This window comes from Arthrospira sp. PCC 8006 (assembly GCF_046480465.1).
In the GTDB taxonomy this organism is placed as follows: Bacteria; Cyanobacteriota; Cyanobacteriia; order Cyanobacteriales; family Microcoleaceae; genus Limnospira; species Limnospira platensis.
Genome location: NZ_PKGG01000182.1, coordinates 1 through 10,946, shown reverse-complemented (window position 1 = coordinate 10,946; position 10,946 = coordinate 1). Strand labels below are relative to the sequence as shown.

14 protein-coding genes, 1 tRNA gene and 2 pseudogenes are annotated in these 10,946 nt (G+C 39.7%); 15 read left to right on the top strand and 2 right to left on the bottom strand.

The genetic code is table 11. The annotated features are described in order from the left end of the window. The first annotated feature begins 282 nt into the window (after nucleotides 1–282). From B9T16_RS20900 to B9T16_RS20835, 14 genes and pseudogenes are all read left to right on the top strand, one after another. A complete protein-coding gene (locus B9T16_RS20900; RefSeq protein WP_410245670.1) occupies nucleotides 283–1,044 on the top strand; it encodes a hypothetical protein in 762 nt (253 codons plus the stop codon). A 443-nt stretch (nucleotides 1,045–1,487) separates the two neighbouring features. Continuing rightward, a complete protein-coding gene (locus B9T16_RS20895; protein ID WP_006616324.1) occupies nucleotides 1,488–1,799 on the top strand; it encodes a hypothetical protein in 312 nt (103 codons plus the stop codon). A gap of 228 nt (nucleotides 1,800–2,027) precedes the next feature. Continuing rightward, nucleotides 2,028–2,273 carry a hypothetical protein gene (locus tag B9T16_RS20890; protein WP_006622122.1) on the top strand — a complete coding sequence of 82 codons (246 nt, stop codon included), beginning with the start codon at nucleotides 2,028–2,030 and terminating at the stop codon, nucleotides 2,271–2,273. A 1,006-nt stretch (nucleotides 2,274–3,279) separates the two neighbouring features. Further along, nucleotides 3,280–3,765 (top strand): hypothetical protein, encoded by a 486-nt coding sequence (locus B9T16_RS20885; RefSeq protein WP_006616325.1) that lies wholly within the window; start codon nucleotides 3,280–3,282, stop codon nucleotides 3,763–3,765. A gap of 94 nt (nucleotides 3,766–3,859) precedes the next feature. Continuing rightward, nucleotides 3,860–4,183: a hypothetical protein gene (locus B9T16_RS20880; RefSeq protein WP_410245669.1), complete on the top strand. Its 324-nt coding sequence runs from the start codon at nucleotides 3,860–3,862 to the stop codon at nucleotides 4,181–4,183. A gap of 64 nt (nucleotides 4,184–4,247) precedes the next feature. Continuing rightward, on the top strand, nucleotides 4,248–4,556 hold the full coding sequence (locus B9T16_RS20875; RefSeq protein ID WP_410245668.1) for a hypothetical protein: 309 nt from the start codon (nucleotides 4,248–4,250) through the stop codon (nucleotides 4,554–4,556). Nucleotides 4,557–4,582: 26 nt separating this feature from the next. Beyond that, nucleotides 4,583–4,933 (top strand): hypothetical protein, encoded by a 351-nt coding sequence (locus B9T16_RS20870; RefSeq protein WP_410245667.1) that lies wholly within the window; start codon nucleotides 4,583–4,585, stop codon nucleotides 4,931–4,933. 2 nt (nucleotides 4,934–4,935) lie between these two features. Beyond that, the gene (locus tag B9T16_RS20865; RefSeq protein WP_410245666.1) at nucleotides 4,936–5,148 is read left to right on the top strand and encodes a hypothetical protein; all 213 of its coding nucleotides are present in this window, start codon (nucleotides 4,936–4,938) and stop codon (nucleotides 5,146–5,148) included. Between the two features lie 68 nt (nucleotides 5,149–5,216). Next, on the top strand, nucleotides 5,217–5,531 hold the full coding sequence (locus tag B9T16_RS20860; protein WP_035736216.1) for a hypothetical protein: 315 nt from the start codon (nucleotides 5,217–5,219) through the stop codon (nucleotides 5,529–5,531). A 196-nt stretch (nucleotides 5,532–5,727) separates the two neighbouring features. Then, nucleotides 5,728–6,928, top strand: a pseudogene (locus tag B9T16_RS20855) (hypothetical protein). A gap of 36 nt (nucleotides 6,929–6,964) precedes the next feature. Next, a complete protein-coding gene (locus tag B9T16_RS20850; protein ID WP_006616304.1) occupies nucleotides 6,965–7,174 on the top strand; it encodes a hypothetical protein in 210 nt (69 codons plus the stop codon). Between the two features lie 57 nt (nucleotides 7,175–7,231). Further along, a complete protein-coding gene (locus B9T16_RS20845; RefSeq protein WP_410245665.1) occupies nucleotides 7,232–7,423 on the top strand; it encodes a hypothetical protein in 192 nt (63 codons plus the stop codon). Nucleotides 7,424–7,560: 137 nt separating this feature from the next. Further along, complete coding sequence (locus tag B9T16_RS20840) at nucleotides 7,561–7,809, top strand: hypothetical protein (protein WP_410245664.1); 249 nt, start codon at nucleotides 7,561–7,563, stop codon at nucleotides 7,807–7,809. Beyond that, entirely contained in the window at nucleotides 7,802–8,131 is a 330-nt protein-coding gene (locus B9T16_RS20835; protein ID WP_014276168.1) for a hypothetical protein, read from the top strand. The genes B9T16_RS20840 and B9T16_RS20835 overlap by 8 nt, the downstream gene beginning before the upstream one ends. A 339-nt stretch (nucleotides 8,132–8,470) precedes the next feature. Here the strand turns inward: B9T16_RS20835 and B9T16_RS20830 are convergent, their stop codons facing one another. Both B9T16_RS20830 and B9T16_RS20825 read right to left on the bottom strand, forming a co-directional pair. Further along, nucleotides 8,471–8,731, bottom strand: a complete 261-nt coding sequence (locus B9T16_RS20830; RefSeq protein ID WP_162097041.1) for a hypothetical protein — start codon at nucleotides 8,729–8,731, stop codon at nucleotides 8,471–8,473. A gap of 211 nt (nucleotides 8,732–8,942) precedes the next feature. Then, nucleotides 8,943–9,016 (bottom strand) — tRNA-Pro (locus B9T16_RS20825). A gap of 179 nt (nucleotides 9,017–9,195) precedes the next feature. Between B9T16_RS20825 and B9T16_RS20820 the strand changes: the two are divergent. Next, nucleotides 9,196–10,392: pseudogene (locus B9T16_RS20820) on the top strand (transposase). The last annotated feature ends 554 nt before the right edge of the window (nucleotides 10,393–10,946 follow it).

The following is a 10,946-nucleotide window of genomic DNA, read 5'->3' as shown; positions in this document are numbered from 1 at the left end:
GGTTATATGATTCAATGAAAAAACAAGACGATATCAGAGAACAGGAAACCAAAAAAGTACAAGAATTATTGAAAAAAGACTTTCCTGATATCAAGATAGAAACCGAATTGATTGACGGCGATAACCCACTAAGAGGGACTTTGTAATGGTTGCCAGAAGTGCAAGAATGCTAAGGAGTACTCGTAGCTTGTCTAGCCGTCAAACCCGTAGCAGTATAGGTAGGAATGGCGTTAGACAAGTTAATTTAGCCCAGAGAACATCTACGGGTTGGTTTGGCACATTATGGGCAAAAGTTTTGGAGGTTGGCTATGGGAAGGAATTACTAAGTTTTTATCTAACTTTAGCTTTGAGAAAGTAGCGACATTTATTACCTCTAATTGGGACAGCTTTTGGAATTTTAATTGGAATATTAGCGATAGTGATATTGATAGAAACATCCAAAATATTGCCGGACAATTTATAACCACCACGGCTGGGTTTTTAGGTAATATGGCTGGGAAATTAGTATGTGGTGTTTTACCAGTAGCAGGTCTTGCATTTCTCAATAAAGCGGCCGCTATGCATGTAGCATTAAGCAAGGGGCATGAAATGCTTATGGAAGTATCTACAGCTGTCGGTTCATACGTTAAACAGTCATTTAACATGGCTATGAAAGCAATAGCATGGACGTTATTTAAACACGGTAGACGGGTTGTTAAAATGTTTTTAGATAAAAGTCCTTCAACACTTGCAACGGCTATTGTTTCAATGGTTACTGCTGGTAAAGGAACGATTGAAAAGTGGGGTGACGAAAAAGGTGAAGAATGGAGTTTCGGTAAACAGAGAAGGGAAGCTAGGGAGAAATTACCAGAAAGCTATGACGGAAATATTAACACTATTTGGAACCAAGACAGTTCCGAGGAATTCGGGGATGAGTTTAGCGAGAACTGTAAAGAGGCTATTGTGTTAGTCGCTCAAGGTTTAGATGAATATATGGCATTACAAAGAATAGCAGAAAATAGACAACAACAATTAGTTAACGCGGTTATAAAAAACAATGGATAAAGATTTAGACTAGTGTCAAGCCTGCGTAATTTACCGGAAAACGTAACTAATGCTTGGGCTCAAACTGAAATACTAGGAAATAGAGATATAGGGCAATTTGTAGGGTCAGGTGATTTTCCGGAAATCAGTACGTCAGCTAATCTTAAAATACAGTTAACTTTGGTTTTGTACAACTACGAAAAACCTCCATATTGGACTAAAAATAGGCGGTCAACACTGCAAAAAACTCAAATAGAGTTACCGTCGGTTAGTAGGGATAAAATTACATGGGATAGGTTACAAAGGATATTTACTCAACCCAGTCAGCATTTACTAAAGAAAATATTAAAGTTAATTGCACTATAAATAATGGTAGAAAGTTTGCGTTTTTTATTAATGAATTTAGTAAGAATGAGGCAGAAAATATCTGTCAACAATTAGTTGATTTAACTGACGCTAAAATCGTGTATCCTATTACCTTCGAGGAAAGGAAAGGTTTTGGCGGTAGGGAAAATGCGAAAAGAATCAAAGAGAGCAAAATGTATATCAGTGAAGTGAAAATACTTAACTGGGAATTAATTGATAAATTTGAACAAGCTAAAATCGACTTAGGTGAAAGTAGTGCCTTGGCGATGTATCAAGACCCTAGAAAAACCCAAGTCAAAATTCCTCTACATTTCCAGAGAAAACCTAGTTGGGTTGATAATGCCATACGGAAAGCTACGAGGACATCGTTAGAGTTAAAAACTGGAAATCAACCCCCAACTACAACCTAATCATTCAGTCATATCAGTCACTAACTATCATCCACGATGAAAGAGATTACGAACATACTTAGACATGGTTAAACTGGTAGTTAGCGTAATGTTGGTATTGGTAGCGTACCGTCGCGTTTAACTCAAAAGCTGCTACATATATGTAGCTTCTGTTGAAAGAACCATAGCAGCCACAATCAGCAAATACACTGCTATAGTCTAGGTATTGAATAAAATCAAGGTGAGATTATAGCTACTAAGAAAACGCTAGGTGCTGCGACACTGGAAAACCAATTACTTGAAATTATTGAGCCAACCCAACGAATGCAATCGACTGCAAGTAATAATCCTGATGGTGCAACCGTAGTCACTGCTTATACCCGAAATATGGCTACAGGTCTCGTAACTGTTTCATTGTCAATTCCAACAGACGATGTTTTAGACCCTACTGACGGCAGTATTGATGTAATAGCTACAGAGCTATTTGTTGATTAATAGATATCGGGTAGGCACTAATATCATCGTTTTACCTACCCTGACTTAAATCATGTAGAACAAGAGAGTTATTATGCCTTTAAGCGACGCATTTAACAGAGACAAAGAAGACTGGGTAGAAAAGTTAGCCACAGCCAAAGGCTCACATTTAGGTCGTAGTCTAGTAGTTGAAGTTCCAGTAGATGCAACTTCAAAAATAGGCGTACCTATGCCTATGCTTTGACTCCACGTTTTAAGTGGAGGGTCAGTATCTAATGAACCAACGGCCGTCAGGAACTTAACCATTTGGACACCACCTGTTAGGAATACTTCCACGCCTAATACTAACAGACGTAATATCATAAAAGGCAGTCGGGTAAGAGCATACAAGAAGGCTGAATACACTCGTTTCTTTGTTGAGGCCCCGGTTAATCCTGGCTATTGGCGTAAATACACCCAAACACGGGTAGGCGAAAAAATACTGAGATTTATCAGTATTAAAGCACCTCCTATCGTTTCTGTTAGTGGCTTGTTATATGTATTTGCTCACTATTTTACTATCAAGCCAGCATCATTAAGAACCTATAACAGTATGTTCAGAATTCCTAGCAGCGATGGGCTGGCCCTAGCTAACCTGGGTGAATTAACTGTTGAGAGAAGTGAAGCACCAAACCAAGTACAGGGTGATCTTCCTGCTAATGCTCCTGTTAAGTCACCTGGCAGTAAGAGTCAGAAAAAATAAACCGCCAAAAAGTAGACAAAGAGAATTGACCACTATATAAAAAAATAGTGGTCTTTTGTTTGAGTTGTATGTGGCGATAATTTAAACATTTCACAATTATGGTATAAAGTCAATAATTCTTTTATTTTTTGGGCTTAGATATTTCTGATTTATTTATAAGTATTAATTAGGTTAAAAATAATAATCATAAACAACCAAAAATATTAAAAACAGTGATTTCCAACTCAATAACTCAATCGTATTTTTTAAAAATGATTTTGTCAATGAGTTGAAAATAACTGACAGATGCGTAAAAACCAAAATACATTAGTAGACCAAAATACCGCTATTTACCAGATTGACAAAGACAGCGTAAAAACCAAGGATACACATGGACTCTCACCTAGTGAATATCTGGCAATCTTAAAAAGGTTCAGCAACTTTGCCGGATTTCTTGACCAGGTAGTTCCTTATCTGCCATATCCCAAAACATCACCTATCTACACATTAAAAGAAAAGTTAGTGTTTGCATCTGTAACGGACGAAAAGGACTTTAATCTGGAATTAACCTACTCTGAGATTATCGCGTTAAAGAATAGCATTAAAGCTATTCTAACTCTGATTAAACTTGGTGGTGGTGTCAAGATGCCACGTAAAGTTTCTGGTGCTATTGCTGACGATATCGCTGCCTTGGAGGGTCACTTTTTTAATCTCTCCGATAATCATGTTGGCCCGGATATCCCTGAGTTATCAACCGACCCTGACCCATTTTCAGTCTGGCTTCAGGGTTAATCCCTAACAGTCTAATTACAGCAGTCTAATTGGGAAATAGAAAAGGCTACCCGTAAAAAGGTAGCCAATACACCAAACATCGAGGACTATCACCATGATATCAAAGCACTGGAAAGAAGTGCAGTTAAATCTCAGGAATATTAAACTTGACCCGTTGATGTATATGGGAATGTCGTTTGCTATAAAGGTTCCTAACTATGCAGGAAGAGGAAAACTTCAATGGCAATTAACAGCCGTTAAATTTTACCATGAATTTCTGGCTTATTATGTGGGAAAAATCATGAAAAAATTAATCCCATTACGCCCAGATAAAATTGAGGAAATTCTCAATAAAGCACTTGAATATTGCCGGGAAGAATGGAGGATTTATCAAGCTGAATCTGGTGGCGATAAAGAGGAGGTAAATAATGATGATTAACAAGTATCACGCCAAAGGATAATATGATGAGGGCCATTACTTTGCATCAACGCTAGAGAGCAAGGTGTATCACCTACTCAAAAAGTATGATGACAACCTATCAATACACCCCCGATTAACTTTGGTTGATCACTGTAATGATTGGAAGTCAATTACATGGAAGCCAGACTTTTATAGTCCAGTTTTCAACCAATACATCGAAGTAAAGGGAACGCTAACAACCGAGTTTAAACTCAAGATGCAATTGCTTAATTACCTTAATCCCGGAATGATTGAAGATATTTGGTTTGTCACTCGGAACAGGTCTTATCGTTGGCCAGGTATTTATTTAATGAATATCGATGAGTTCCAACGACATCTGAAAGCACAATAATTTAAGTTAATAGGAGAACAGCAACCGTGATAAATCTACACTATAAAGGCATATTTAGCCTCAATGGTGAACTTGTGCAAAGCCATTATAAACCCCATAAATTTGACCAAAATACAATCATTGTGGCTTATCAAGTCTTGACACATATTGAGGAACACAAAACACCTGAATTCAAGAATATTACCTATCAGGTAATGGGTAGTTACAGACCACGTGGTGATTATCAAGGCTCTGCAATTATTAAGCTAACTAAACAATCACAGTTTAGAGTTCAGCTATCCGGTAATCCAATGTTTTGGTATGGTTGTCGCCAAATTGCAGCCAGAATCAAATCACCTAACACAATCAACAATCAACAATTAACTAAGGAAGAGTAATCATGAGTATTGGATATTACGGTAAAAGAGATGACGATAAATTCGCGTTTTGTAGTGCAGTTAAATCTGGAGAATCAGGCACATTCCTAGTGATTAGTCAAGCATCCGAATTAATTTACCTCACCTATGGATATTCGGGAAAGGTGTATCAGGTGATTTTGCTAACTTCAATGATAGGGATTGGAGTTATTCCAAAGGTGATGAAGAATTATTAGCTGTCAGGTTTTTTATTGAAAAATACGAGACTGAATATAACGGCAAAAAACGATAATACACCCCTACAATGCTAGAACTTGCATTGCTTAAAATAATAGAAAGTGACGCAATGCTTACAGACGGTTCTGTGATGTTTACAGCAACAATAAACTTAGGGCAATCATCAGTCATACCTTCTAACAGGATATTAGAAGGAAATATCGGAGATGATAATTTCAACTCTGACATTTCTAATATCTTCTATATTGAGGATATAGAAGAATTTGATGAACGGGTAGCTAATTACTCTATCGCTGATATTGACGCTTTCATTGAATCCAAAACCCAAAAAATGGTGGCTTTGGTGGTAAACCGAAATACAAAACCTTTGAAGAAAGGCTAACAGAAGGGGCTAAGGTTTTGGATTGTGACCCTAGCTTTGATAGCCTTTATAACAAGGTTAAAAAACTTGATTCTGATGTCTTGATAGCTTTAATTGAGTTACTGCGATTAATGTAGTCACAAATAATCCCCCCTAAAATTTTAGGGGGGATAACCACCATACCATGTCAGCAATACAAGAGCGATAGGAGTGTACCATGTCCGACGACTATATCGATTATAGGCTAATCAGAAGCCAAATGTCATCTGAACTTGACGAAATAATCACGGATGGCAATTTAGGTAAACAGATAGAATCGGTGTGTAGGGCTGTCTGTGTTCTGCCATATCCTGATATCCAATTCCCTATTGTAACCTCGTTTATAGCGTCTCCAGTAACCCTTATGAGTACAGCAGGAATCCTGTTCCTTTGGGGGTCTAGTGGTACTGGAAAGTCACAGATAGCTACTATTGCGGCTTCACTGTATCGCACCGACACAGTGTTAGCTAACAGCACATTTGCTTCACTGAGAAACAAGATACAACACGAACGCTTTTATGACCCCCTTCAATGTGAATTTGAGAAAAATTTTATATTGGTATGGGAAGATATCACCCCCCAATTTATTAATTGAAAATGAAAATATGCTTTCACTGTTTAAAGTCTTAAACAGGAAAAATAGTCGAATAACAATTAGCAGCCAAACACCCGGTCACAACATGATTTTTAATGCTTTCGCTTTAAAAGTAATTAACTCAATACATCCTTTATGGACGTTTTGGGAACTTAACGAACTTAAAATAAGGATGTTTCCTATGTGGTTTAAAAAGAGACAATCAATGACAAGTTAAGAATCTGCAGGGAATCAATTTGAATTGTCAGAACTTTCGGATATTGAGGATATAAATCTTGGTAATATATCATCTCGCTTAGAAATTTTTTGGAGAGATATGAATAATTGCACTAATTACGCTAAAACCAAAAGAGGACTACAAAAAAGGAAACAAGATATAGCTAACTACAGATTATCCATTGATGTAATTGCTACTCATTCAATGATATACAAAACATCAATAGATAATTAAATCAAAGCATTTAACCGTTACTGGGAATTAGCAGAAACCAAAATATTCGCAGTATCTAGCGGAACAGAACAATTCTTAGACCATTTTATCGCTCCAAGTATTGAGAGCAAAACTAAGCAAAATAAGCCAGCCACAAAAGCAGGTTTTCCTGAATTAATCGAACCATTTACAGACATTGATCCTAAGACTCTGAAGATAGCCATAGAAACCGCCAAAAATGATGGTTATTTAGATTCAAGGGTTACTGTTAATGAATTAACCAATTTCATGAAAAACAGAGGATATCACATGATTAATGTCAACGGTAAAAACCTGTGGAAGCAAATCATTTGACTTCCAATTAGTTCATTGACCTAGGAGAATAACACAATGATGGCAGATATCAACAATCAGATGTTTGTGAAGTTTAATACTATGGTAGACAGTTTAGTTTACAACATTAATAAAGAAGATGGTTTGGCTACATTAAAGTCAATACTAGATGATTGCGAAAAAGAATTAACCATTACTGAACTTAAAAAGCAATTGCTGATTAAGGAACTGAATTACACAAAGCACTTAATAGATAAAGTCCAGTAAATACCCGTCCGCGATGACGGTAAACTACGGCAAACAACACACTAATAGGATAAAACCATGACAATTGACTTGGGTAAACTACTTAACCCAAATACCTATCTTAGTGATAGGTTAAGCAGCAAGCTAGTCTCTATATTGGACGCTGTAGAACTTGCCGATTGTCTTACACAATTTGATGAATGTCGTCTGTTGGAGCTTGAAAGCACTTTTCTGGTTATGCACAATTCCTTGATTACAGCAATCAATTAATTGTTGGACTAAAAAATCAAGCAATACGAATAAGAAAATGACGATGAGTTTTAATCATGCCATAAATCCTCAAGTAAGTTAAATAATTTCGTCAAAACAGGAAACACAAAACCATGAACTAAGAACAAGCAAGGTTAATGGTGATCGCGGAATTAGCACGTGATATTTACGCTCAAATGATGTCACGATATATCCCCTACGCTAACCAAGATACCAGGATGAAATTAGCCGAAATAGCTCATAACGCCGCTGTTGATTTTATGACGGTACAGAAAAAATGGGTATCGTCTCAAGAGACAGTTATTCAACCAGTATCATTTATGTCCGACTTTAGTGGCAATGGTTACAGTAGCGATATCTTTATGGGGGGTGACTTCAATGCCTAAGTTATTACCAGTAATCAGCCTACATACTGGAAATTTCAGCAATTTTCTACAGGGCCCCGGTGGAACTTGTGTAGAACTAGATACACCCGAATGGTTTGACTACCTGAGAAAAAACAAGTCATTCTCTGTTGAGTTAAACGGCAAAAGGTTTACGGCTTGCAAAAAAACATCTATCAACAATTTCGCGTACTGGAACCTGAAGGGCTGGGACGGTAAAATCAACCATCACATCTATATCGGAAAATCTGACCAGACTACCAACGAAAAGATTCAACAAGCTGCTATAGCTATGTTTTATCGGTGTAACCCTAAACAAGCGTAAACCCTAACAGCTAACAGCTAACAGCTACCCCAATAACTTAAATGGCCCCCTATGGTTTCTAACTGCAGGGGGTGTCTATGTATTTTTTCATTTACATAATGTAAATACATTATGTAACTTCTAAAATATGAATGCCTACCCTATCATGTCCAGATATTACCCAGAACTAAGTTACCCCCAACAGATAGCTTTACCTACAACCTACGGCTAAGATTTTGGGGGTGAACTGATTATGTTGGTATCGGTTTCTGCTCGGTAATTGTCACCAGTTGAAAAGTTGTTTAGGGGTATCGGGTTGGTTCCGGTAGATGATAGTTCATAGTTTCCCCTCACCGGAGATTATGAATCAGACCCATAGATAACCTTGCGAGCGATCGCCACCATACTTTCATAATCTGATACTGAAAGGCGGTCTGATATCTTTGTACATTGATAGGTGTATCTTTGATAGCTTGGGGAATTATCTTCTGCTGTTGTCGTGGTTGATTTTGAAACATATCCTCCCCCCCAACCGGAACAAACACTCTTGGGGGTGCGACCGACGTGATAGCAGTCAATGGTGAGGAACGAACCGATAGGCTTGCTATTGACGGGTATCACAAGGGAGTTACCCTATCGGTGTTTGGTTGGGGGGTGGTATGGGTATTTGACAGATTGATTAAGTTGTGCTTATTGACTGAGTAATCATCCTATTGACAGAATTATTTTCCTGTGCTAGGACTAGATTGTGAGTAATATCTGAGTAATTAGGTACGACTATCGGGTTAAAGCAATTCCCGCGATAGTAGTCAGGATAAGGGTTTAAGTTAAATCGGGATGACAGGATTTGAACCTGCGACATCCTGCTCCCAAAGCAGGCGCGCTACCAAGCTGCGCTACATCCCGTTGTACTCAAACCTCTCCATTATAGATCAGCTGACACCTATATGTCAATAGGCATTGGATGATATCAGCAATTCTCATTTGAGAAAAAAGCGACTCAAGGACGGAAAATGGGGTACTGTAAGGACATCCAAGAGCCAATAGGGTCAGAGCCGTTGGAAAAACATGAGTTGTTTGACACAATCGTCAGTTCTTTTCGCCAGCGTTTGTCCTCGTTACCGGACAAGCCTACTGGTAAGAATAGCCACTATGGGATGGAAGACGCAGCCAATCGCGCGTTTAGTGTGTTCTTCACTCAAACCCCATCATTCCTTGCCTATCAACGCACGATGGAAGGCAACAAAGGCAAGAGCAATGCTCAAAGCTTGTTTGGGGTTCATCAAATTCCCGGCGACAACCACATCCGGGATTTTTGGGCGACAGTGTCACCAGACCACATCTTTCCGGTCTTTGAGGATATCTTGCCGGTGCTCGAAGTCCAGGGGCAGTTGGTAAAATTCCGTTCTATTGCCAACAGTCTGTTAGTGGCGTTGGATGGGACTGAATATTTGAGTTCGGAGAAAATCCACTGCCCCCAGTGCTCGACACGCACCTATAAGTCTGGGGCAACCCATTACTTCCATGGGGTGGTGACTGCGGTCATCGTTTGTCCAGGACAAAAGCATCTGATTCCCTTGGTTCCTGAATTTATCGTGCCCCAAGATGGTCATGACAAGCAGGACTGTGAGACGGCGGCAGCCAAACGGTGATTATCGCGGCAAGGGGAACGTATCAGTAGATGGAACGTTACGGTCTTAGGGGATGACCTGTATTGTCACCAACCCTTGTGTGAGCAATTTCTAAAGCACCAACTCAACTTCATCCTCGTCTGTCGTCAGGAGTCCCACACCACCCTCCATGAACACCTTGATGGCATTGAGCTACCCACAGTCACAACCCTTGGTTGGACCGGGAAAGTCGAGGAAACCTATACCTACCGCTATCTCAACGCCGTGCCCCTCAGAGACAGTGATGATGCCCTGTTGGTCAACTGGTGCGAACTCACCGTCACCACTGCCGATGGCCAGGTGAGCTATCACAATGCCTTTGCTACGAATTATCCCCTCAGTGAGGAAAATGTCGCAGAAGTCGTGCTGGCAGGGCGAACCCGGTGGAAGGTGGAAAATGAAAACCACAACACCCTCAAGACCAAGGGCTACAATCTGGAACACAATTTCGGCCATGGTAAGCAGCATCTTTCCTCTTTACTGGCAACCCTTAATATCCTCTCTCTGCTCTTCCATACCTTCCTCGAACTGAGTAGGGGTCGAGAGAGATGTCGCCATCTCCCCCTCCCATACAAAACCGTACGTGAGACTTTCACCTCATACGGCTCCTAGCCTGACTGTGTTATGGTCGAAAGAGAAGTCACCTTCCCCAACTCCAATTGAAAACCGTGCTTGCGAGTTTCCCAGCACACGGCTCCTGATGTAGATACCCTATTTGTCAGTAGGAACAGGGCTACGACCCCCCGCTTTGTAACCTCAACTTTAGGAGCTATATACAACCTCGTAGTCTTTAAACTCGCACTCGTCATAAAACTCTTAATTGTCGCGGTCTCTATATCCACACCGTGGCTAGTGGGCATATCCTAACCATTACAGTTAGGCATTAGCTTTCAGCCACATCCTTTCCCCTTAAAGGTATACGCTTACACTTTTCACTACTGTGCAGGTACATCCTGCCGAGAGCCTAAAAGGGGTTTAAACGTTCCGTTTATACGGGCATTCCATCTTTAGACTTGTCCTGTCCACCGGGGTAATTTTAAAGGTCTGTGTAGGTAGTAAAGAGAAACCCCTACTTTTCCCCTTGCTCTTTTGAGCGCAGCGTGTCAACCTGTTTCGCTACCTTCTTATGACGGTGGTTCAAGTCGGAACATTCAGATTTCCTTAGT